The sequence below is a fragment of the Salipiger thiooxidans genome (genome assembly GCF_900102075.1).
Taxonomy (GTDB): domain Bacteria; phylum Pseudomonadota; class Alphaproteobacteria; order Rhodobacterales; family Rhodobacteraceae; genus Salipiger; species Salipiger thiooxidans.
The window spans coordinates 118,572-139,461 of record NZ_FNAV01000007.1 but is presented as its reverse complement, the minus strand read 5'-3'; the positions used below and the strand labels follow the sequence as shown (position 1 = coordinate 139,461).

The following is a 20,890-nucleotide window of genomic DNA, read 5'->3' as shown; positions in this document are numbered from 1 at the left end:
CAGATGGTCCGCTTCGACACCTCCGCCGCATTGGCGCAGATCGCCTCCATCGTGGTCCTCCTCGCGCTCTGGGCCGCCGCCGCCATCATCGTCGACATGCGGGCGCTGCCCGCACCGTGGCTGGTCTTCGCCACGCTGGGAGAGCTCATCGTCAGCGGACAGGCCTTCGCCCCGCTTGGCGAGACGCTGGGGCGCACCCTCGCGGGCTTTGCCCTCGGCATGGTGCTCGGCACCGGCTACGGCATCGCGGCGGCGCTGTCGCGCACCTTCCGCGAGCTGACGCTGTGGCTGCTGCAGATCTCGATCTTCACACCCACGCTGATCCTGATCTTCCTGTTCCTGATCTCGCTGGGGCGGACCAACCTCACGGTGATCGTGCTGGTCGGGCTCGTGGTGATGCCGGTGGTCGGCACCTACATCCGCGACGCCATGGGCGATTTCGAGGACGAGCTGACCGAGATGGCAGACTCCTTCAAGATCGGCCTGCGCGAACGGGTGACCGGGATGTACCTGCCCTTCCTCATGCCGCCGCTGCTGGCGGCGGGCCGGGTCGCCTTCACCCTTGCCTGGAAGGTCGCCTTCCTGTCCGAGATCTTCGGCTTCCCGAACGGCATCGGCTGGCAGGTCAAGACCGGCTATGACATCTACAACATCCAGCTGCTGCTCGCGTGGCTGATGCTGTTCATCTTCGTGCTGCTGATCGCGGAACAGCTGATGCGACTGGCGCAGCGCCGTTTCGTCAAATGGTAGGCTCCGCCCTGCCCGTACTCACCCAAAGAGGCCCCGCATGACCTTCAAGCCCCTGTTCCACCTTGCCTATCATGTCGACGATCTCGACGCCGCCGCGCAGTTCTACGAAGAGACGCTGGGGTGCAGGCGCGGCCGCAGCACCGAGACGTGGATCGACTACGACTTCTTCGGCCACCAGGTCTCGCTGCACCGGGGCACGCCCTTCGCGAACGCCGCCACCGGCAAGGTCGGCGATCACATGGTGCCGATGCCGCATCTCGGCGCCGTGCTTCCGCTGCCGCTCTGGCGCGAGCTTTCGGAACGGCTGACCGAGGCCGGGACGGAATTCATCATCCCGCCCTCGGTCCGTTTCGAGGGCCAGCCGGGGGAGCAATGGACGATGTTCTTCCGCGACCCCGCCGGCAACCCCATCGAGCTCAAGGGCTTTGCCAGCGAAGAGGCCGTCTGGGCAGCATGAGCACGCCCGTCCCCTTCGTGACCTCGCTTGCGGCCGAGCCCGCCGCCGACTGGCGACGGGCGCTCGGCGCCGCCCTGCCCGGACACCGGATCTGCGCGCCGGAGGAGCTTGATGCCGCCGAGCGCGCCGCCGTGAGGGTTGCCGTCGTCGCCAACCCCGAGCCCGCCGCGCTTGCCGCGTTTCCCGCGCTCGAGTGGGTGCACAGCGTCTGGGCTGGGGTCGAGCGGCTGGTCGGCACGCTGGACCCGCAGATCCGCATCGTCCGGCTGGTCGATCCCGACCTCGCGCAGGTCATGTCCGAAGGCGTGCTGGGTCACGTGCTGTACCTCCACCGCCGCATCCCCGAGTATCTTGCCCAGCAGCGGGCGGAGACGTGGCGCCAGCTCGAGCAGGTCGCAGCGTCCCGGCGCTGCGTGGCGGTGCTCGGGATGGGGCATCTCGGACAGCATGCGGCACGTGCGCTCCGGGCTGTCGGATTCGAGGTGCTGGGCTGGTCGCGAACCCGCAAGACCGTGGCCGGCGTCGAGACCTTCGGCGGCACCGGGACTCTGCCCGGGGTGCTTGCCCGCGCCGACATCGTCACCGTGCTGCTGCCGCTGACCGACGCGACGCGCGGCCTTCTGGATGCGCCGATGCTGGCGCACTGCAAGCCCGGCGCCGCGCTCGTCAACGTCGCACGCGGTCCCATCGTCGACACCGCCGCCCTGCTAGACGCACTCGGTCGAGGCGCGCTGTCGCACGCCGTGCTCGACGTCTTCGACACCGAACCCCTGCCGCAGGGCGATCCGCTTTGGTCGCACCCGTCGGTCACCGTGCTGCCCCACGTGGCCGCCCCCACCAACCGCGACACCGCCAGCGCCATCGTCGCCGCCAACCTCGCGGCCTACTTCCGGGACGGCACCCTGCCCGAGGCCGTCGACGGCGCGCGCGGCTACTGAGCGTCCCCTCCGGACCGCACTGACGCTTTCTTCAGCGTCGCGTCCCCCGTCGCGACGCACTTCGCGCCCGCGCCTTGAGCTCTCCGCCGCCGCTCCGTAGCGTTCGCCAACCAACGGTGGACAGGGGCTTTCCGATGCGGCGCAGACTTCCTTCCCTCAATGCCCTGAGGGCATTCGAAGCCTCTGCGCGCACCCTGAGCTTCACCGCAGCCGCCGCCGAACTCAATGTCACGCAAGGCGCGATCTCGCGCCACGTGCGGGCGCTGGAAGCCGAGATCGGCGTTGCGCTCTTCGTCCGCAGCGTGCGCCGCATCGACCTCACCCACGAGGGGCACGTGCTGTTCCGCGGGGTGCGCAGCGCGCTGGACCAGCTCGAGCAGAGCGTCGGGCGGGTCGACCGCCGGACCGCCGGCGGCGTGCTGACGATCAGCGCCCTGCCGACCTTCGCGATGAACTGGCTGATGCCCCGGCTCGAGGATTTCTCCCAGACCAACCCCGCAATCGAGGTCCACCTTCTGACCGGCATCGGCGCCGTGGATTTCTCGCGCGAGGATACCGACCTCGCGATCCGCGTCGGCACCCTCGGCGATGGCGACGCCCCGGCGAATTCGGCGCGCATCGACCTGAAGATGACCGAGCGGCAGGAGGGCTGGCGCGCCCACCGTCTCATGGCGGACGAACTCGTGCCCGTCGGCACCGCCAGGGTGATGCGCGGGGTGAATTCTCCCGCCGATCTGCTGACGCGCCGGCTCCTGCACATGGCCACCCGCGCCAATGCCTGGGCGGACTATCTCGGCGCCACGGGCATCCCGCACGAGGTCGCCAACGAGGGCCCGCGGTTCGGCCATTACTTCATGGTGATCGAGGCCGCCCGCCGTGGCGACGGGATCGCCGTCGTGCCCAAGGTCCTGGTCGAGGACGACCTCGCCTCCGGCCGCCTCGTCACGCTTCAGGGCGACCCGGTGCCAAGCGCCGGGGCCTACTACCTGCTGTGTCGCGAACACCAGTGGCAGCTTCCCGTCATCAAGGCCTTCCGGACCTGGATCAGCGGTCAGGCGAAGCTCTACGCCACCGCCCGCCCCTGACGGCCAGCGCCGCCTTCAGAACACCACCTGCACCTTCACCGCCTTGCCCCGGTCGAGCGCCAGATCCATCGCCGCCTGCACCTGATCGACCGGCAGGCTGTGGGTGACGATCGGTGCGAGGGTGAGGGTGCGGCTGTTGATGAGCTCGACGGCCTGCCCGAACTCGGCATCGAAGCGGTGGGTGCCGACGAGGTTCAGCTCCTTGGCCACCAGCATGTTGAACGGCACCGGCGTATCGCCCATCACGCCCACCTGCACGATGGTGCCCAGCGGGCGGGTGCAGGCGATGGCCGAGCGGATCGCGGGGCCCGCGGCGGAGCATTCGAAGCACAGGTCGAACTGCCCCTTGTCGGCCTCGTACCCGGTCAGCGCCCCGCCGTCGGTGGCGACGTTGATGGCACGGGTTGCGCCCGCTGCCTTCGCCACCTCCAGCGTCGCGTCCTGCAGGTCGGTCACCACGATCTCGGCAGCGCCGAAATGCTTCGCCAGCGCCACGCAGAGCGCGCCGATGGGGCCCGCGCCGGTCACCAGCACGCGCTTGCCCTCGAGCGGGCCCGCGATCTGCATCGCCCGGGTCACGGCGCGGCAGCAGACGGCCAGCGGCTCGGCCAGCGCCGCCTCGGCCATGGGCACGCCCTCGGCGATCGGGTGACACTGCGCGGCGCCGATGGCGATCCGGTCGCGGAAGAAGCCCTGCTCGTGCGGCAGGAACATCGCCGAGCCCTTGAAGCGCATGTTCATGCAGTGCTGGTGCGCGCCCTCGCGACAGAACCGGCAGGCGCCGCAGGGATGCGACGGGTTCACCGCCACCCGGTCGCCCACCGAAAGCCCCTCGACGCCCTCGCCCAGCCTGACCACCGTGCCGGCGGCCTCGTGGCCGATGATGATCGGCTCGCGCACCCGGATCGTACCGATGCCGCCATCGGTGTAGTAGTGGATGTCGGAGCCGCAGATCCCTCCGGCGCCGATCGCGACGATGACCTCGCCGGGGCCGGCGGTCGGGTCTTCGAGGGTTTCGACGCGCAGGTCCTTCCGGCCGTGCAGGCGAGCGATGCGGATCGTCATGGGAACCGTCCTAGTTGCTGAGAAGCGATGGAAGCCAGGTGCTGAAGAACGGGATGTAGGACACCAGCAGCAGCACGATGATGTTGGTCAGGATGAACGGCCCGATGGCGCGGGTCACCTGCCACAGCGACACCCGGCCGATGTCGGCGCAGATGAACAGGCAGACGCCGACCGGCGGCGTGGTCAGGCCGATCATCAGGTTGAGCACCGCGAAGACCGCGAAGTGCAGCGGATCGACCCCGACCCCGGTGGCCAGCGCCAGCAGCGGGCCGAAGAGGATGATCAGCGCGGCGATGGTCTCCATGAACATGCCGACGAAGAGCAGCACGAGGTTGATCAGCAGGATGACGAGGAACTTGTTGTCGGTGACGCTGAGCACCGAATCCGCGATCATCTGCGGGATGCGCTCGGAGACGAGGATCCAGCCGAACACGTTGGCGAGGCCCACCAGCACGAGGATGGCCGCGGCGGAAACGGCGCTGTCGATGACGATGCGCGGCACGTCGCGCAGCTCGAGCCCGCGGTAGACGAAGGCGCCGACGACGAAGGCGTAGATCGAGGCGACCACGGCGGTCTCGGTGGGGGTGGCGAAGCCGATCAGCAGGCCGCCGACGATGAAGGCGGTCATGGCGACGGCCCAGAACGCGCCGAGGAAGGCCTTTCCGAGTTCTCCGAAGCCCTGCCACGGCTGGCGCGGGAAGTTGCGGCGGCGGGCGATGATCCAGGCGGTGATCATCATCGCCACCCCCATCAGGATGCCCGGCAGCGCGCCGGCGATGAACATCTTGCCGACCGAGATGCCCGACAGCGTGCCCACGATGATCATCGGCACCGAGGGCGGGATGATCGGCCCCACGGTCGAGGAGGCAGCGGTGATCGCGGCGGAGAAATCCGCCGGGTAGCCGGCCTTCTTCATGCCGGGGATCATCATGCCCCCGATCGAGGCGGCGTCGGCGGCGGCGGTGCCCGAGATGCCGCCGAACAGCATCGAGGCGGCGACGTTGGTCAGGCCCAGCCCGCCGCGCATCCAGCCGACCATGGCCTGCGCCAGGCGGACGATGCGCCCGGTGATGCCGCCGGCGTTCATCAGGTTGCCGGCAAGGATGAAGCCCGGGATGCAGAGCAGCACGAAGGTGTCCATGCCGGCGTACATCTTCTGCGGAATCACCACGAGCGGCATGCCCTTGAACGACAGGTAGGCGAGCGACGAGACGCCCAGCGTCACCGCGACCGGCAGGCCGATGACGAGACCCGCGAGGAAGCAGGTCAGAAGGATGGCGAGTTCCATGTCAGGCGTCCTCTTCGAGACGGTCGGGTTTGCCGTCGGTCGTTCCGGTGAGCATTCCGACCAGGCGCAGCGCGGCAAAGAGGCTCAGCGACAGCAGCGCCACCAGCACCGATGCGTGGATCCAGTCCATCCGCACGCCCAGCGAGGGCGCGGTCTGGCGCGCGCCGATCGAAACGTAGAGCCAGGTCGCGTTGACCAGCACGAGGCCGAAGGCGCAGGTGATGACGGCGCAGAGCAGCCGCAGCAGCCATGCCAGCTTCCCGGGCAGCGCCTCGCAGACGATGTCGACGTTGACGAGGTTGCCCGAGCGGTAGCTCAGGCCGACCCCGAAGGCGGCGAGGTAGAGCAGCGCGAAGCGGGTCAGCTCCTCGGTCCAGACGACCGAGCTGATAACGCCCGAACGGCCCAGAAGCTGCACCACCACGGCCACGATGATGACCATGAAGGAGACGCCGGTCGCGGCTCGGGCGATGACGGTCAGGACCGCGGTGAACTTTTCCATGGTCGTCCTCGTCGGGAGGGGGAGAGGGATCTGTGGCCGCGGCGCGCAGCACCGGACCGGAGGGGAGGCGGGCCCTGCAACAGGGTGCGGGCCCGCCGGAAGATCGGGAACGGATCCCCGGCCGGTCACTCGGCGAAGAGCTGCTCCACGTCGGGACGGATCTCTTCGGCGACCGAGCTCAGCACCGCTTCCCTGGCGGCGGCGGCGAAGGCCGCGCTGTCGACCTCGACGAACTCCATGCCAAGCTCCTCGAGCTGCGTCTGGAGCTGCTCCTCGTCCGCGAGGAACTGCTCACGCTCCCAGGCCTGTGTCCGCGAGGCGGCTTCCATCACCGCGGCCTGATCCTCTTCCGACATCTGCTGCCACGCCATGTCCGACAGCGTCAGGTAGATCCACGACCGCACGTGCTGGGTCAGGTTCACGTAGTCCTGCACCTCGTTGAAGTTGGCCGACTTGATCAGCGCCAGCGGGTTCTCCTGCGCCTCGATGGTGCCGTTCTGCAGCGAGGTGAAGACCTCGGAGAAGGCCATCGGCGTCGGGTTCGCGCCAAGCGCCTTCCAGACGTTGAGGAACAGCGGCACGTTGGGCACGCGCATCTTCAGCCCGTTCAGGTCGTCGGGCGAGGTGATCGGCCGGTTCGAGGTCAGGTTGCGCGGGCCGCGGGCGAAATAGGCGATCGGGCGGATGCCGACCTTCTCGATGATCTGCTGCTCGATCTTGTCGCCAAGCTCGCCGCCGGCCACCGCGTCCATGTCCTCGAGCGTCTTGTAGCCGTAGGGGATCGCCAGCAGCGCCGCCATGGGCGCGTAGTTCTGCAGCGACTCGCCGGTGATGGTCATGTCCGCGGTGCCGAGCTGCATGCCGTTGATGACGTCCATCTCCTTGCCGAGCGTCTCGTTCGGATAGACCTCAACCTCGATCCGGCCGTCGGTCAGGGCGGCGACCTCCTCGGCGAATTTCATCGAGGCCTTGTGCCAGATGTTGTCCTCGTTGGCCGGGTGACCGAGCTTGAGGGTCATGTCGGCGGCCATCGCCGACGCGGTCAGCGCGACGGTCGCGATCCCGGTGAGCATGAGGGTCTTGAGAGACTTGGTGACGAACATGGTTTCCTCCCTTTCATTCGCCTTGGAGTTTTCGCGACTATTCCCCTGAGGGGTCGAAATAGTCGGGAAAGTCTTCACGGATCGCGGGCAGGTCCTGCAGGATCATCTGCAGGTGCCCGCGCATCGCCTGTTCCGCAGCCTGCGGGTCATGCGCCTCGATGGCGTCGACCACCGCGTTGTGCTGCGTGATGAGATGGGCCAGCGGGAAGTTGATCGACGTCATCTGCCGGACCCGGTCCATCTGTGTCTTCATGCCCTCGATCACCGCCCAGGCATTGGGCCGGCCGGCGGCCTGCGCCAGCGTGCGGTGGAACATGTCGTCGAGCGGCACGAAGGCCGCCGGGCGGTCGTCGACGAGCCGCTGCTGCGCCTGGATCTGGTCGCGCAGCTCCTCGACCAGCCCGGGGGCGGGATCGGCGGCGCAGGCCTTGACGATATCCGCCTCGACCGCCTCGCGGACGAAGCGCGCATCCATCACCGCCTCGAGGGAAATCTTGCGCACGAACGACCCGCGCTGCGGGCGGATCTCGAGCAGGCCCTCTTCGGCAAGCTTGATGAAGGCCTCGCGCACGGGCTGACGCGAGATGCCGAAACGGGCGCCGATCTCGGCCTCGGAGAGACGCACGCCGGGCTTGAGCTGGTTGCGGATGATGGACTGGCGCAGGGCAGCGGTGAGCTGCGGCCCGACCGGTGCCGACAGGTCCAGATTTCCGATGTCGAGCGACTCGATACCCATTGCAGTCCTCCCTTGCCACCGCACCGTGCTGCATACTACCATACTAGTCAACAGAATTCTGATCTGCTATGGATTGGCAGCAAGGCGGGCCGAGCTCCGGCCATGACTTCCGAGGGAGGAATTAGCGATGCGTCAGACTTGGCGTTGGTTCGGTCCGCGGGACCGTGTGAGCATCGACGACATGATGCAGGCAGGCGTCGAAGGCGTGGTTTCCGCGCTGCACCATGTGCCTACGGGCGTGGTCTGGACCCCCGACGAGATCGCGCAACGCCAGCGCGAGATCGGCACCCGCAAGGACGGCCGGCCCTCCACCCTGAGCTGGGATGTGGTCGAATCGCTGCCGGTCTCCGAGGACATCAAGAAGCAGAAGGGCGACTGGAAGACCCACATCGAGAACTGGAAGATCTCGATGCGCCACCTCTCCGAGGCCGGGATCGAGGTGATCTGCTACAACTTCATGCCGGTGCTCGACTGGACCCGCACCGATCTCGCCTGGGAACGGCCCAACGGCGCGCGCTGCATGCGCTTCGACCTGATCGACTTCGCCGCCTTCGACATCCACATCCTGCAGCGCGCCGGTGCCGCCGGGCAGTTCCCCGATGACGTGGTCTCTGCCGCGGCCGAGCGCTTCGCCGCGATGGACGACGCCCGCCGCGAGCAGCTCGCCGGCAACGTCGTCTTCGGCCTGCCCGGGGCCGCCGAGACATTCACCCTCGAGGACGTGCGCGCGCATCTCGCCGAGTACGACAGCATCTCGGAAGAACGCCTGCAGGGGCACATGATCGACTTCCTCGCCGAGGTCGCCCCGCTGGCCAAAGAGCTCGGCGTGCGGCTCTGCTGCCACCCGGACGACCCGCCCTTCCCGCTGCTCGGACTGCCGCGGATCATGTCCTCCGAGGCGCATTACCGCAAGATCCTCGACGCGGTGGACACGCCCGCCAACGGCGTCACGCTCTGCACCGGCTCGCTCGGCGCACGGCCCGACAACGACACCGTCGCGATCTTCCGGGCGCTGGCCGACCGGGTACACTTCCTGCACCTGCGCAACGTCGCCATCGAGGGCGATGCGGTGATGAACTCGTTCTACGAGGACGAGCACCTGAGCGGTCACACCGACATGGTCGCCATGGTGCGCGCCATCGTCGCCGAGGAAGCCCGCCGCAAGGCCGAGGGCCGCGCCGACTGGTCGATCCCGTTCCGCCCCGATCACGGGCAGGACATCCTCGACGACATCGGCCGCGAGGCCCAGCCCGGCTACCCGGCCATCGGGCGCCTCAAGGGGCTGGCCGAGCTGCGCGGCCTCTACCACGCCTTCCAGCACCCCCTCGTCGCGGAGGCCTGACATGCGGCTGACCTCTCTCGGGCAGGTGCCCGCCGGTCTGCGCCCGGGCTACGATCCGGCGGCGCACGGGGTCGGCATCCTGCATCTCGGCCTCGGCGCCTTTCACAAGGCGCATCAGGCGGCGCTGACCGATCTCGCGCTGGCGGCCTCGGGCGGCGACTGGCGCATCCTCGGGGTGTCGCTGCGCTCGCCCAGGGCGTCTGGCGAGCTGCACCCCCAGAACGGGCTCTACACGCTGATCGAGAAAGGCGCCGAGGGCACCACGGCCCGGGTCGTCGGCGCCGTCGCCGATGCGGTCTGTTCCGCCGGCGACCCCGAGCCGGTGCTCGCCGCGATGGCGTCAGAGGCGACGCGGATCGTCTCGCTCACGGTCACCGAAAAGGCCTATGGGCTCGACCGCGCCGCGCAGGGCTGCGACCCGTCGCACCCGGCGGTGGCGGCCGACCTCGCCACGCCCCGCGCGCCGCAGGGCGTGCTCGGCCTGCTGACCGAGGCGCTGCGCCGGCGCCACGAGGCGGGTTTCGCGCCCTTCACCGTGCTCTGCTGCGACAACCTGCCGGAAAACGGCGTGCTGCTGCGCGGCGCCGTGGTCGATTTCGCCCGCCGCCTCGATCCTGCGCTGTCGGCCTGGATCGCCGGCGAGGTCGCCTTCCCCTCGACCATGGTCGACCGCATCACCCCCGCCGCGACCGGGGCCACGCGCGCCGAGGCCGCGACGCTCCTCGGCTGCGACGACCTTGCCGCGGTCGAGACCGAGCGCTTCTTCCAGTGGGTCGTCGAAGACAGCTTCCCGCTCGGCCGCCCGGACTGGGAGGCCGCCGGCGTGATCTTCACCGATGACGTATCGGCCTTCGAGGCGATGAAGCTGCGGATGCTCAACGGCACCCATTCGATGCTGGCCTATGCCGGGTTCCATGCGGGCGACGCCTATGTGCGCGACGTCATGGCCGACGCCCCCCTCGCAACACTTGTCCGCCGCCATCTCGCCGCCGCCGCCGCGACGCTGCCCCCGATCGAGGGCATCGACACCGGCGCCTATGCCGAGGCGCTGCTGCGCCGGTTCGAGAACCCCGCCATCGCGCACGAGACCTTCCAGATCGCCATGGACGGCTCCGAGAAGATGCCGCAGCGCATCTTCGCGGCCATCCCCGACGCACGGCGCGCCGACCTGCCGGTGCGCGCCTTCGCCTTCGCCGCCGCCGCCTGGCTGCGCCACGTCTCGGGCCGCACGCATGACTGCGCCCCCTACGACCTGCGCGACCCCATCGCGGACCGGCTCCACGCCATCGCGGCGGGACAGGACGCGGCGGACATCGTGGCGGGCCTGCGCGGAACCGAGATCCTCCCCCCCGCCGTCGCCCGCGACGATGCCTTCTGGTCCGAGGTGACCGGGATCCTCGCACCGATGCTGTCGCAGCCGATGACCGACGTCATCGTCCGGGAGGCCGCGCGCGCGTCCGGGGCGTGATCTTCGACGGCGGACCGGACCCGGCCCGTCCGGAACGGCGCTCCGGCAGGTGACCGTCCTCCCGGGCGCCGTTCAGCCCTTTCCCTTGAACACCTCCGCAAAGCGGTCCCGCAGCATGTTCTTCTGGACCTTCCCCATGGTGTTCCGGGGCAGTTCCGAGACCACCTCCAGCCGCTTGGGGTGCTTGAACTTCGCCAGCTTCTCGCCCACCGCCGCCTGGATGGCGGTCAGGTCGGGCGTGGTGCCTGGTTCTGCCACGAGCACCCCGACCACGCCTTCGCCGAAATCCGGGTGGGGCACGCCGATCACCGCGCTTTCGAGCACGGCGGGCTGGTCGTCGAGCACCAGCTCGACCTCCTTGGGATAAATGTTGTAGCCGCCCGAGATGATCAGGTCCTTGGCGCGGCCGACGATCTGGACATAGCCGTCCGGGTCGATGACCCCGATGTCGCCGGTGATGAAGAACCCGTCGTCGCGCAGCTCGGCCCGGGTCTTCTCGGGCATCTGCCAGTAGCCCTGGAACACGTTGGGCCCGCGGACCTCGATGATCCCGGCCTCTCCGTCCGGCAGGGTGGCGCCGGTCTCGGCGTCGGTGATCTTCAGCTCCACGCCCGGCAGCGGGTAACCCACGGTGCCCGCGCGCCGCTCGCCGTCATAGGGGTTGGAGGTGTTCATGTTGGTCTCGGTCATGCCGTAGCGCTCGAGGATGCGGTGCCCGGTCCGGGCCTCGAAGGCGCGGTGGGTCTCGGCCAGCAGCGGCGCCGAGCCCGAGGTGAAGAGCCGCATGTCCCGGCAGAGCCCGCGCTCGAAGCGCGGATCGTCGAGCAGCCGGGTGTAGAAGGTCGGCACCCCCATCATCGAGGTCGCACGGGGCAGGAAGCGCAGCACCGTCTCCACGTCGAATTTGGGCAGGAAGATCATCGCACCTCCGGCGGCGAGCATCACGTTGGAGGCGACGAAAAGGCCATGGGTGTGGAAGATCGGCAGCGCGTGCAGCAGCACGTCATCGGCGGTGAAGCGCCATTCCTCGACCAGCGTCAGCGCGTTCGAGAGCAGGTTCGACTGGCTCAGCATCGCCCCCTTCGAACGCCCGGTCGTGCCGGAGGTGTAGAGCAGCGCCGCGAGGTCGTCGCCCGAGCGCTCGAGTGGCGCGAAGCGCTCGGGCTGGGCGGCGGCCGCGTCCGACAAGGTCCCCTGCCCGGCCCCGTCCAGCGTCAGCACCCGGGCCGAGCCCGCGATGCCGCGCACGATATCGGCGTCGGCGGGATCGCAGATCACCGCGCTCGCCGCGCTGTCGGAGATGAAGTACTCGAGCTCGTCGGCCTTGTAGCCGGTGTTGAGCGGCAGGAAGACCACGCCCGACATCACGCAGGCGGCATAGAGCGCCAGCGCCTCGGGCGACTTGCCCACCTGCACCGCCAGCCGGTCGCCGGGGCGAAGGCCCGCCTCGGCCAATGCGCCCGCCTGCTGCGCGGCAAGGCGGTGGAACGCGTCCCCGGAGAGGGTGCTCCCGTCGGGCAGGATCAGGAAATCGGATGCGCGCCCGTCGAGCGGCGCGATCAGACGGTCATAGAGCGGGTTTGCCAAAGTCATATCTCCCTTCACGCCGCAACCGGCGCCTTGACCAGCGCGCGCACCGCCTTGCTGGCCACCACTTCCTTCTGGCCGACGAACCGTTCGTGGTTCTCGGCGAAACTCTCGGCCTCGTAGCGATAGTTCACCATCGCCCCGGCGCTTTCGGACAGCCCCTTGGACGACATGTCCGCCCCGGCGTGCACCGCATGGACATAGGCCCCGTTCCCGAGATGGAAACGCGCCACCGGGTCGTAGGGCATGCCGTCGTCGCGCTTGGCGGTCAGCAGGAACTGCGCCGCCGCCGCCTTCAGCCCGTCGTCGTCCAGCCCGTTCGGGTCGATCCCCTGCTCGGCCATCCACCGCGTCAGGGTCGGGATGGGCGACAGGGTTACGAAGGTCTTGAGGTTGGGCAGCTCGGCCGAAAGATCCTCGGTCACCTGCTTGATCAGCGAGTTGCCGAACGAGATCCCGGCAAGCCCGGCCTGGCAGTTCGAGATCGAGTAGAACACCGCCGTGTCGGCCTCGACCGCTTCCATCGATGCGCGCGTGTCCTTCAGCAGCCCCTGCACCGAATTGGGAATGCCCTTGGTCAGGGCCACCTCGACGAACACCAGCGGCTCGTCCGGCATCGCCGGGTGGAAGAAGGCAAAGCAGCGCCGGTCCGAGGGTTCGACCCGGCGACGCAGGTCCTCCCAGGAATCGATCGCATGCACCGCCTCGTAGGCGATGATCCTCTCGAGGATATGGGCCGGGCTCTCCCAGTTGATCCGGCGCAGCACCAGGAAGCCCCGGTTGAACCACGAGGCGAAGAGGTGCTGGAAGTCGAGGTCGATCCGGGCCCGCGGATCCTTGCGCGGGATCAGCCGCAGCAGGTCGCCGCGCATCGCCACGAGCTGCGGCGTCGCGCCCGGCACCCGGTTGAGCCGCCGCGCAAGCTCCTGTCGCCGGGGCTCGGCGGCCCTCAGGAAGGCGCCGTAGGTCGACTGGCTCTGCTCCATCTCGAAGGCGTCGAGGGCGCTCCGGACCGCATCGGTGTCGATCCCCAGATCCCCCGCCAGATGGTCGAAGAACGCGAGCTTGCCGGCGTCGTCGAGCTCGTCATAGCGGTCGAGGATCTGCGCCGCCGTGGTCATGCCCGAGATCTCGCCGCGGCCCGACAGCAGGTCCGCGATCAGCGCCTCGGTGCTCCGGGCATCGGGGCCGGCCTGCAGCCGGTTGCGGTTGGTGCGCGAGAACAGCGTCGCAAGGACATCGGACAGCAGGCTCATAGCGCGGCCCCCATGACGGCGTCGGGCAACCATGTGGCCAGCCCCGGGAACAGGCACATGAGGATGATGGCCAGGATCATGCAGCCCACGAAGGGCATGGAGCCCACCAGCACCTGGCGCAGCGAGATGTCCGGCGCGATGCCGTTGATGACGTAGAGGTTCAGGCCGACCGGCGGCGTGATCAGGCCGATCTCCATGTTGATCGTCACGATCACCGCGAACCAGTAGGGGTCGAACCCCGCCGCGGTGATGATCGGCAGGAGGATCGGCGCCGACATCAGGATCACCGCGACCGGCGGCAGGAAGAACCCGGCCACCAGCAGGAACACGTTGATCACCGCCATCAGCACCCAGCGGTTCACCTCGAGCGCGGCGATCCACTGCGCGACCGACTGGGTGACGAAGAGCGACGACAGCATGAAGCTGAACACCCCCGCCGCGCCGATGATGAAGAGGATCATCACGCTTTCCCGGGTGCTGTCTCGCAGGACGACCCACAGGTCGCGGCGGCTGTACATCCGGTATATCAGCACCGCCGCGACGATGCAGAGCAGCGCGCCCACGGCCGCCGTCTCGGACGGTGTCGCCACCCCGCCGTAGAGCGCGTAGAGCACGCCGGCGATGATCGCGAGGAAGGGCAGCACCCGCGGCAGGATCTCGAAGCGCTGCCGCCAGGTGTAGCGCGCCGAGACCAGCGCCGCGCTGGCCGCCCCGCGGCGCCAGGTGTCGAAGATGGCCCAGGCGATGAAGAGCAGCGTCAGCAGGATGCCGGGGATCACACCGGCGAGGAACAGGCGCCCGATCGAGGTCTCGGTCGCGATGCCGTAGACGATCATCGTGACCGAGGGCGGGATCAGGATGCCCAGCGTGCCGCCGGCGGCGATGGACCCCGAGGCGACCTCGGCGGGATAGCCCCGGCGGCGCATCTCGGGGATGCCCATCTTGCCGATCGCCGCGCAGGTCGCCGGGCTCGAGCCCGACATCGCCGCGAAGAGCGCGCAGGCGCCGAGGTTCGAAACCACGAGCCCGCCCGGCACCTTCGTCAGCCAGCGCTCCAGCGCCTCGTAGAGGTCCGGCCCCGCGCGGGTCGAGGCGATGGCGGCCCCCATGATGATGAACATCGGGATCGACAGCAGGGCGAAGCTGTTGAGCTCCGCGTAGAAGAGCTCCGGCAGGGCTTCGAGCGAGCGGCTGCCGTCGAAGATCCAGAGGAACAGGGTCGCGACGATCAGCAGGCCCACGGCCACGGACACGCCGGAAAACAGGACGATCACGGTGGCCAGCGCCACCAGAAGACCGAGCGTCAGGGGATCCATCAGTCAGGGCTCCGTTCGGGATGGGGTTCGGGAAGCGTGGTGTCGGGTCCGAAGACGGCCAGCCAGAGATCCGCCAGCAGCTGCAGCAGGTAGAGACCGAAGCCGAGCGGCACCGACAGGTAGGTGATCCAGAGCGGGAAAGCCCAGACCGACTCGGATTTCCAGCCGCGCCGCCAGGCCTGGTGGAACATCTCCCACCCGTACCAGACCATCGCGGCGACCATGACGATCGTCGCCACCATGACGAGCACGGCAAGCGGCCGGCGCAGCGATCTCGGCAGCATGTGCGGCAGCAGGTCGACGCCCACGTGGCCGCGCAGCTTCTGCACGTAGGGCAGGCCGAGCAGCGTCGCGCCGATCATCAGGTAGATCACCGCCTCGGTCTGCCAGATCGTCGACTGGCCCAGAACCCCGCGCACGAAGATCATGTGGCAGGTGATCAGCACCGAGGCGAGGATCATCAGCGCGGCGATGACCCCGAACAGGGTCGAGACGGCGCCAAGGGCGCGAAGGGCGACGGGCGGCCGGTAATCGGCGCCCGCCGTCGCGGAAGCGGCGGGCGCGTTGCTCATTCGACCGACAGCGCCATGTCGAGCAGCTCCTGCCCGCCGTCGAGCGACGCGGCAAAGGCCGGATAGGCGGTCTCCTTGGCCAGTTCACGCCAGGCGTCGAAATCCTCCGGCGTCATCTCGGCGATCTCGACACCGGCGTCGGCAAACGCCTTGGTGGTCACCTCGTCGCCGGCCTTGGCCTGCTCCAGGTACCAGGCTTCGGCCTTGGCCGAGGCATCGGTCAGCGCCTGCTGCTGCTCGGGCGTCAGCTCGTCGAAGGTGGTCTTGTTGATGAGCAGCGGCTGGTACATGAACCACAGCGCCGTGTCGCCCGCCGGGGTGTAGCACTTCAGCTGCTCGTAGAGCCGATAGCTCAGGAAGCTCTCGGACGAGGTGTTGGTCGCGTCGAGCACCCCGGTCTGCAGCGCCGAGTAGATCTCGGACGAGGCCATCGAGCTGATCGAGGCCCCTGCCCCGGCCAGCATCTCCTCGAAGGACTTGCCGGCCGCACGGATGGTCACGCCCTGCACGTCCTCGGGCTTGGTGATGCAGCCCTTGTTGGACCCGAAGCCACCGGCGAGATAGCCGTGCACCAGCGTCTTCACGTCGTCGCCGGCCATGACCTCCTCGATTTTCTCCATGAAGGGCGCGGCCGAGAGGCGCGCGGCGTGATCGTGGTTCTTCACCAGCCCGGGCATGAGCGTGAGGTTGTAGGCCGGCTGCTGGCCCCCCGCGTAGGACAGCGGGAAGATCGTCATGTCGAGCTGCCCGCGCGACAGAGGCGTGTATTGCTCGCGCGCCTTGAACAGGGTCTGGTTCGGGAAAATCTGGATCTCGAGATCCACGTCCGCCGCCTTCACCTCGTCGGCCACCATCTGCGCCACCTGGTGGCGCACGTCGCCCTCGGACCACTGGTGCGACAGCTTCAGGGTTTCCGCCCAGGCGCCACCGGCCCCCATGGCGACGACAACGGCGAGCGCGCTCGCCGCGATTCTACGTCTGGTCATCATGTTTCCTCCCAAGGCACCGCTTCTCCTCCGGGCGCCAATGTGGCCCATCAGGCAGGGGATTGCGTACCTTGTCAACCTTATCGTATACAAAAATCATGACCCTGAATATGAACCCCAGCGACGACCGCAGCCGGTCCGACCAGATCGCCCAGATCCTCGAGGACCAGATCCTCACCGGCCGCTTCGCCCCGGGGGCGCGGCTGGACGAGGCCAGCCTGGCGGAAGAGCACAGGGTTTCCAGAACGCCCATACGCGAGGCATTCCAAAGGCTTGCGCAGTCCGGACTGGTGGTGCAGCAGCCCCGCCGCGGGGTTTTCGTCCGCACCAGCTCGGCGGTCGAGATCCTCGAGATGTTCGAGGTCATGGCAGAGCTCGAGTCGGTGTGCGGCCGGCTCGCCGCCCGGCGCGCCACCGATGCCGCCATCGCGGAACTGCGGGCCATCAACGCGGAATGCCGGGCCGCGCGCGAGGCCAACGACGTCGATCTCTACTACCAGAAGAACGGCGTCTTCCATCACCTGCTCTATGCCCAGTCCGGCAACCGCTTCCTAGAACAGGAGGCCGCCCGCCTGCACCGCCGGCTGAAGCCCTACCGCCGGATGCAGCTGTTCCTGCGCGGCCGCCTGAAGCAGTCGATGGACGAGCACGAGGCCATCGTCGAAGCCATCGCCGCCGGCGACGCCCCCCGCGCCGCCGAACTGCTCCGCGACCACGTCGCCGTGCAGGGCGAGAAGTTCCACCACGTCATGTCCCACCTGCCGGACGCCTGACCCGCGATGCCCCCGGGACCGGGGAGCCCGTCGATACCAGCGACCGCTGCGCCCGGCCCCGGCCGGCCCACGTCGCGAGGATCAGCGCCGCGACGGTGAGGCCCGGAAGGCCGCAAGAACGATCCGCGAGGTTGCCGTGGCCGCGCTCAGCGCGAGCCGGTTCGCCAGCAGCCGCACCGGCACCCCCTGCCCCGGATCGCCCAGCAGCTGGTCGACCACCAGAAGCGCCGCGCCCGAGGTGACCCACCCCGGCAGCTGCGGTAGGCTGTCGGTGTCGTCGGGGAGTCTGGCGGGCTCAAAGGTCATGGCGGTGAGCCGACCCCAAGACGGCGCTTTCACCTACAGAATAGCACTAAAAGCGCCGCGCTTTTGATGGCGCAGTCATGTCCAATAATTTTGCATTATCAGACACAATGGATCAAGCTGTCCCTCAATCTCGAATGACGCGGATTTACCGGAACATGGCCGCCCAGGACCCCGACAAGCCGAACAGTCCCTCCCCGGGCGATGCCACCCAACCCTTGGTCCCGGAGACTGCATCCAACACGTCCCTGCCCTCCCAAAGCGCCGGGACGCACGCCCCTGATCGGCGCGCCAATCCCGCGACTGCCTCGGGCAACACCCTTGCCGCCTACCGCACGGACTGGACCGACTTCACCCGCTGGTGCCGCCGTCACGGCCTCGATCCCCTGAGCTCCGTCCCCTGCCCCGCCCCTGAGATCGTGGGGCGCTACCTGGCCTCGCTAGCTGACGGAGATGACCACACCGGCAGGCGTCCCCTCGCCGTGACCACCATCGAGCGCCGTCTCTCCGGCCTCGTCTGGAACTACGCGCAGCGCGGGCTGGAGCTGGATCGGAGGAACCGCCAGATCATCTCTGTGCTGGCCGACCTACGACGTCATCACGCGCGGCCTCCGGCGCAAAAGACGGCGATCCGGGCCGGGGAGATCCTTGCCATGGTGGCCACCCTGCCCCACGACCTGCGCGGCCTCCGCGACCGGGCGATGCTGCTGCTGGGCTACGCCGGAGGGCTGCGGCGGTCCGAGATCGTGGGCCTCGACCGGCACCGGGATGACGCGCCGGAGAGCGGTGGCTGGGTCGAGATCATGCCGGCGGGTGCGCTGCTGCTGCTCGCTACCAGGACCGGCCTGCGGGAGGTCGAAGTCGGTCGTGGGTCCTCGGACCGGAGCTGTCCGGTGCATGCGCTGGAGCAGTGGCTGCACTTCGCGCGGATCGACTCGGGGCCTGTCTTCGTGGCGACCTCTCGGGATGGGACGCGGGCTCTGGGACGACGCCTCAATGACCGTCACGTGGCGCGGCTGATCAAGCGGACGGTGCTCGATGCCGGGATCCGGAGCGACCTGCCCGAAGCGGAACGGCTTGCGCTGTTCTCGGGCCACAGTCTGCGGGCGGGTCTGGCGAGCTTCGCGGAGACCGATGAGCGGTCGTTGCAGTCGCATCTGGGACATGCTTCGGTGGAGGTGACCCGCCGGTATCAGCGACGAAGGGATCGGTTTCGGGTCAACCTGACGACGGCGACCGGGCTTTGAATTTGCGCAGGGCTCAGGTGATCGCACTCGGCGTCATGGGCATTCCCCTTCGGTCTGCTCCGGAAGCCGAGAGGGCTGCCCTTTTCATCCTTAAAGCTGACCGCTCAGCGTCCGGGCCCGGGGCACGGTCCAGAAGGAACGGCTGGTCGGGCTCTCGTCCAGGGCCACGACCAGGCCGCGAGGAGGTCTCAGCCGGTTCACAGCTGTGAACTCCTCAGGCGGCGCGGTGTTCGAGGGCCATGACCATGCGCGTCGGCGAGAAGGTTCCTTCGCGGGCCTTCTTCGCGAGGTGGCGCAGGTAGCCGCCGGGATTGCGGATCTCGGAGAAGCGCTGGAGCATGGCGCAGAGGGTCGCAGAGGCTTGTTCAGCGCCCATCGCGGACTTCGCGTCCTGCCAGGCCGAGTCGGAGATTCCGGTCATCGGGCGGATCTTGTCGGCCGCCCGGATCAGGCCCGGCCAGTCGTGGATCGGATCCGGAGTGAAGACGGCGATCTCGGAACACGTGCCAAGGACGAGGCGCAGCGGCGGAGGTGCTGGCCGTTTCGCCGCGTTGTCGACCGTGGAGGACGGGGTCAACGGGGCCGTCGCTTCGGGCACGCGGGTGTCTTGGCCATCGGACTTGATGCACGATTTTGAGGAGTGGCCCGGCTCGGTTCCGGTCACGTCGAGGGCCGCTCCCAGCGGGCGCAACGCTGCGAGATTCGACGCCACGGACGCGAAAGCGACGGGAGCATTCGTCTCTGCGACCTCAGCGTTGGCGCCCGCGCGTTTGATCGCTTGTCCTTGATGGCCTTCGGTCTCGGCCGCGCTGGCCTCGGAGCGACCGGTCTTCGCACCGCTTTCCGCGGCTGTCTGCGCGTCAGGGGTGGATGCGCCGGTGCGCTTGTCGGCCGGCTTCGACGCGATCTCCTGAGCGGCTTCGATTCCTTCGTTCCCCGTAGCGATGGGGGTGGTCTTCTGGAGCGTGCCTGTCTCCGAACAGGCTCCACGCTTTTCGACGTTTGTCTCGTGAACGGCTGTTGCGACGTCATCAATTTCTTCAGCGTCGTTGACAGGTACAGCCTTGACGCCACCCTCAGCTTTCTCAGCATGCAGGCCAAGCGCCTCGACGGTTGAGCAATAAAGCGCATCCGTGACGAAAGCATCTTCGCATCGTGCGGTCTGTTCAGAATCTAAATTATCTTTATGTGAACTCTGTTTGTGCTGCTCATTCCGGGCGGCGTTGCCGCTCATTTCAGGTGTAATAGAGGCGAAGAGAGCGGTGGCGCGGGCCACCGCGTCGTGGAGTTCGAGCACCATGTCGCGCAGGGCGTCGAGGTCGAGCTTGCGGCGCAGTTGGCGCGCGGTGAGGCGGGCGAGGTCGGAGAAGGCGTCCCAGAGCGGGTCGGATTGCTCGGCGGCACCGAACTCGACCAGGGCGGCGAGATCCCGGCGCAGGAGGCTGGCGGTCTCGCGGAGGGCCTTGCGCTGCTGCTCGAGGGCGCGGGCGGCAGCGGCCTCGTCGGCGATCTCGGCGGCACGGTGGAGCAGGGGGCTCAGGTCGAAGCCGAAGGCGATCTTGGTCCCGGCGATGCGGCGGGCGTAGCGCTTTCCGTTGGGGCTGTCGCGACGGACCAGAAGGCCTGCCTCGACCAGCCGCGCCAGATGGCGGCGCATGGTCGAGCAGGGCATGCCGTTGGCGCGGGCACAGATCGTCTCGTTCGACGGGTGGACCACCAGCGGCTCGGAGGCATCGAGCCGGGCGCCGGGATGGAAGCTCAGCAGCGCCTGCAGAAGCGTGATGTCGCGGTCGGAGAGACCGAACCGGGCACGGGCGGCGGTGAGGTCGCGCAGGATCTGCCATTTGTCGAGCGGGCAGGGGGGAGCGGCGACCGGCTGCCGGACCTGCAATGAGGTGAGGACAGCCTTGGCCGTTCGCCCAAAAGGCGTGATGGGGTGATAACCCATGTTTTCATTCACGAAGACAAAAAAATCCCGCGCCGCGAATCGAATTCGACTTGCGGTCAAAGGCTCCGGACACTACCTTGAGGGTGCTAAGAACAAGTCAGGGTCTCGTGGAGCGTAAGCTTTGCGGGGCTCTTTCTTTGTCGGGCTCGTGCCTCCTATCTCTTTGTT

The 20,890-nt window shown here is 68.4% G+C and carries 20 protein-coding genes; 8 read left to right on the top strand and 12 right to left on the bottom strand.

Annotated elements, in window-relative coordinates; all coding sequences use genetic code 11:
• Positions 1 to 3 precede the first annotated feature (3 nt).
• The 4 genes from BLQ77_RS12150 to BLQ77_RS12135 all read left to right on the top strand — a co-directional run bounded on the left by BLQ77_RS12150 (position 4) and on the right by BLQ77_RS12135 (position 3,230).
• Positions 4 to 750, top strand: a complete 747-nt coding sequence (locus BLQ77_RS12150) for an ABC transporter permease (RefSeq protein ID WP_089959415.1) — start codon at positions 4 to 6, stop codon at positions 748 to 750.
• A gap of 37 nt (positions 751 to 787) precedes the next feature.
• Positions 788 to 1,207: a VOC family protein gene (locus BLQ77_RS12145; RefSeq protein ID WP_008888214.1), complete on the top strand. Its 420-nt coding sequence runs from the start codon at positions 788 to 790 to the stop codon at positions 1,205 to 1,207.
• Complete coding sequence (locus BLQ77_RS12140; protein ID WP_089959412.1) at positions 1,204 to 2,145, top strand: 2-hydroxyacid dehydrogenase; 942 nt, start codon at positions 1,204 to 1,206, stop codon at positions 2,143 to 2,145. Before BLQ77_RS12145 ends, BLQ77_RS12140 begins: the two co-directional genes overlap by 4 nt.
• Positions 2,146 to 2,279: 134 nt before the next feature.
• Positions 2,280 to 3,230, top strand: coding sequence for a LysR substrate-binding domain-containing protein (locus BLQ77_RS12135; protein ID WP_008888055.1), 951 nt, complete (start codon positions 2,280 to 2,282; stop codon positions 3,228 to 3,230).
• A gap of 15 nt (positions 3,231 to 3,245) precedes the next feature.
• On the opposite strand, the gene BLQ77_RS12130 is transcribed toward BLQ77_RS12135, so the two are convergent.
• The 5 genes from BLQ77_RS12130 to BLQ77_RS12110 form a co-directional block, all read right to left on the bottom strand.
• A complete protein-coding gene (locus BLQ77_RS12130) occupies positions 3,246 to 4,295 on the bottom strand; it encodes an L-idonate 5-dehydrogenase (RefSeq protein ID WP_089959409.1) in 1,050 nt (349 codons plus the stop codon).
• 10 nt (positions 4,296 to 4,305) lie between these two features.
• On the bottom strand, positions 4,306 to 5,583 hold the full coding sequence (locus tag BLQ77_RS12125) for a TRAP transporter large permease (protein ID WP_089959407.1): 1,278 nt from the start codon (positions 5,581 to 5,583) through the stop codon (positions 4,306 to 4,308).
• 1 nt (position 5,584) lies between these two features.
• On the bottom strand, positions 5,585 to 6,085 hold the full coding sequence (locus BLQ77_RS12120) for a TRAP transporter small permease (RefSeq protein WP_089959404.1): 501 nt from the start codon (positions 6,083 to 6,085) through the stop codon (positions 5,585 to 5,587).
• Between the two features lie 125 nt (positions 6,086 to 6,210).
• Positions 6,211 to 7,188, bottom strand: coding sequence for a TRAP transporter substrate-binding protein (locus BLQ77_RS12115; RefSeq protein WP_008888148.1), 978 nt, complete (start codon positions 7,186 to 7,188; stop codon positions 6,211 to 6,213).
• A 37-nt stretch (positions 7,189 to 7,225) separates the two neighbouring features.
• Positions 7,226 to 7,924: a GntR family transcriptional regulator gene (locus BLQ77_RS12110; protein WP_089959401.1), complete on the bottom strand. Its 699-nt coding sequence runs from the start codon at positions 7,922 to 7,924 to the stop codon at positions 7,226 to 7,228.
• A gap of 127 nt (positions 7,925 to 8,051) precedes the next feature.
• Here BLQ77_RS12110 and uxuA point away from each other — a divergent pair, with 127 nt between their 5' ends.
• Together uxuA and BLQ77_RS12100 are read left to right on the top strand one after the other, a co-directional pair.
• On the top strand, positions 8,052 to 9,266 hold the full coding sequence (gene uxuA, locus BLQ77_RS12105) for a mannonate dehydratase (protein ID WP_089959399.1): 1,215 nt from the start codon (positions 8,052 to 8,054) through the stop codon (positions 9,264 to 9,266).
• A gap of 1 nt (position 9,267) precedes the next feature.
• Positions 9,268 to 10,734, top strand: coding sequence for a mannitol dehydrogenase family protein (locus BLQ77_RS12100; protein ID WP_089959396.1), 1,467 nt, complete (start codon positions 9,268 to 9,270; stop codon positions 10,732 to 10,734).
• A 72-nt stretch (positions 10,735 to 10,806) separates the two neighbouring features.
• On the opposite strand, the gene BLQ77_RS12095 is transcribed toward BLQ77_RS12100, so the two are convergent.
• The 5 genes from BLQ77_RS12095 to dctP are packed head-to-tail and all read right to left on the bottom strand — an operon-like array spanning position 10,807 to position 16,454.
• Positions 10,807 to 12,321: a malonate--CoA ligase gene (locus BLQ77_RS12095; protein WP_089959393.1), complete on the bottom strand. Its 1,515-nt coding sequence runs from the start codon at positions 12,319 to 12,321 to the stop codon at positions 10,807 to 10,809.
• A 14-nt stretch (positions 12,322 to 12,335) separates the two neighbouring features.
• Positions 12,336 to 13,577 (bottom strand): malonyl-CoA decarboxylase, encoded by a 1,242-nt coding sequence (locus BLQ77_RS12090; RefSeq protein WP_008888115.1) that lies wholly within the window; start codon positions 13,575 to 13,577, stop codon positions 12,336 to 12,338.
• On the bottom strand, positions 13,574 to 14,893 hold the full coding sequence (locus BLQ77_RS12085) for a TRAP transporter large permease (RefSeq protein ID WP_008888165.1): 1,320 nt from the start codon (positions 14,891 to 14,893) through the stop codon (positions 13,574 to 13,576). Before BLQ77_RS12085 ends, BLQ77_RS12090 begins: the two co-directional genes overlap by 4 nt.
• The gene (locus BLQ77_RS12080) at positions 14,893 to 15,465 is read right to left on the bottom strand and encodes a TRAP transporter small permease (protein WP_008888216.1); all 573 of its coding nucleotides are present in this window, start codon (positions 15,463 to 15,465) and stop codon (positions 14,893 to 14,895) included. The genes BLQ77_RS12085 and BLQ77_RS12080 overlap by 1 nt, the downstream gene beginning before the upstream one ends.
• A complete protein-coding gene (gene dctP / locus BLQ77_RS12075; protein WP_040385029.1) occupies positions 15,462 to 16,454 on the bottom strand; it encodes a TRAP transporter substrate-binding protein DctP in 993 nt (330 codons plus the stop codon). Before dctP ends, BLQ77_RS12080 begins: the two co-directional genes overlap by 4 nt.
• Before the next feature lie 95 nt (positions 16,455 to 16,549).
• Here dctP and BLQ77_RS12070 point away from each other — a divergent pair, with 95 nt between their 5' ends.
• The gene (locus BLQ77_RS12070) at positions 16,550 to 17,224 is read left to right on the top strand and encodes a GntR family transcriptional regulator (protein ID WP_242661700.1); all 675 of its coding nucleotides are present in this window, start codon (positions 16,550 to 16,552) and stop codon (positions 17,222 to 17,224) included.
• Between the two features lie 81 nt (positions 17,225 to 17,305).
• Here BLQ77_RS12070 and BLQ77_RS12065 read toward each other — a convergent pair whose 3' ends face one another.
• Positions 17,306 to 17,530: a DUF1403 family protein gene (locus BLQ77_RS12065; RefSeq protein ID WP_089959391.1), complete on the bottom strand. Its 225-nt coding sequence runs from the start codon at positions 17,528 to 17,530 to the stop codon at positions 17,306 to 17,308.
• A gap of 134 nt (positions 17,531 to 17,664) precedes the next feature.
• Between BLQ77_RS12065 and BLQ77_RS12060 the strand changes: the two genes are divergently transcribed.
• A complete protein-coding gene (locus BLQ77_RS12060) occupies positions 17,665 to 18,774 on the top strand; it encodes a tyrosine-type recombinase/integrase (protein WP_089959388.1) in 1,110 nt (369 codons plus the stop codon).
• 214 nt (positions 18,775 to 18,988) lie between these two features.
• Here the strand turns inward: BLQ77_RS12060 and repC are convergent, their stop codons facing one another.
• Entirely contained in the window at positions 18,989 to 20,734 is a 1,746-nt protein-coding gene (gene repC / locus BLQ77_RS28740; RefSeq protein WP_165617084.1) for a plasmid replication protein RepC, read from the bottom strand.
• Positions 20,735 to 20,890 lie beyond the last annotated feature (156 nt).

Coding starts and splice junctions, on each gene's coding strand:
- BLQ77_RS12140 (WP_089959412.1), top strand. CDS start 1,204: ATGAGCACGCCCGTCCCCTTCGTGACCTCGCTTGCGGCCGAGCCCGCC.
- BLQ77_RS12135 (WP_008888055.1), top strand. CDS start 2,280: ATGCGGCGCAGACTTCCTTCCCTCAATGCCCTGAGGGCATTCGAAGCC.
- BLQ77_RS12070 (WP_242661700.1), top strand. CDS start 16,550: ATGACCCTGAATATGAACCCCAGCGACGACCGCAGCCGGTCCGACCAG.
- BLQ77_RS12065 (WP_089959391.1), bottom strand. CDS start 17,530: ATGACCTTTGAGCCCGCCAGACTCCCCGACGACACCGACAGCCTACCG.
- BLQ77_RS12120 (WP_089959404.1), bottom strand. CDS start 6,085: ATGGAAAAGTTCACCGCGGTCCTGACCGTCATCGCCCGAGCCGCGACC.
- BLQ77_RS12100 (WP_089959396.1), top strand. CDS start 9,268: ATGCGGCTGACCTCTCTCGGGCAGGTGCCCGCCGGTCTGCGCCCGGGC.
- BLQ77_RS12130 (WP_089959409.1), bottom strand. CDS start 4,295: ATGACGATCCGCATCGCTCGCCTGCACGGCCGGAAGGACCTGCGCGTC.
- BLQ77_RS12085 (WP_008888165.1), bottom strand. CDS start 14,893: ATGGATCCCCTGACGCTCGGTCTTCTGGTGGCGCTGGCCACCGTGATC.
- BLQ77_RS12060 (WP_089959388.1), top strand. CDS start 17,665: ATGACGCGGATTTACCGGAACATGGCCGCCCAGGACCCCGACAAGCCG.
- BLQ77_RS12115 (WP_008888148.1), bottom strand. CDS start 7,188: ATGTTCGTCACCAAGTCTCTCAAGACCCTCATGCTCACCGGGATCGCG.
- BLQ77_RS12145 (WP_008888214.1), top strand. CDS start 788: ATGACCTTCAAGCCCCTGTTCCACCTTGCCTATCATGTCGACGATCTC.
- dctP (WP_040385029.1), bottom strand. CDS start 16,454: ATGATGACCAGACGTAGAATCGCGGCGAGCGCGCTCGCCGTTGTCGTC.
- BLQ77_RS12080 (WP_008888216.1), bottom strand. CDS start 15,465: ATGAGCAACGCGCCCGCCGCTTCCGCGACGGCGGGCGCCGATTACCGG.
- BLQ77_RS12125 (WP_089959407.1), bottom strand. CDS start 5,583: ATGGAACTCGCCATCCTTCTGACCTGCTTCCTCGCGGGTCTCGTCATC.
- BLQ77_RS12150 (WP_089959415.1), top strand. CDS start 4: ATGGTCCGCTTCGACACCTCCGCCGCATTGGCGCAGATCGCCTCCATC.
- BLQ77_RS12110 (WP_089959401.1), bottom strand. CDS start 7,924: ATGGGTATCGAGTCGCTCGACATCGGAAATCTGGACCTGTCGGCACCG.
- uxuA (WP_089959399.1), top strand. CDS start 8,052: ATGCGTCAGACTTGGCGTTGGTTCGGTCCGCGGGACCGTGTGAGCATC.
- BLQ77_RS12090 (WP_008888115.1), bottom strand. CDS start 13,577: ATGAGCCTGCTGTCCGATGTCCTTGCGACGCTGTTCTCGCGCACCAAC.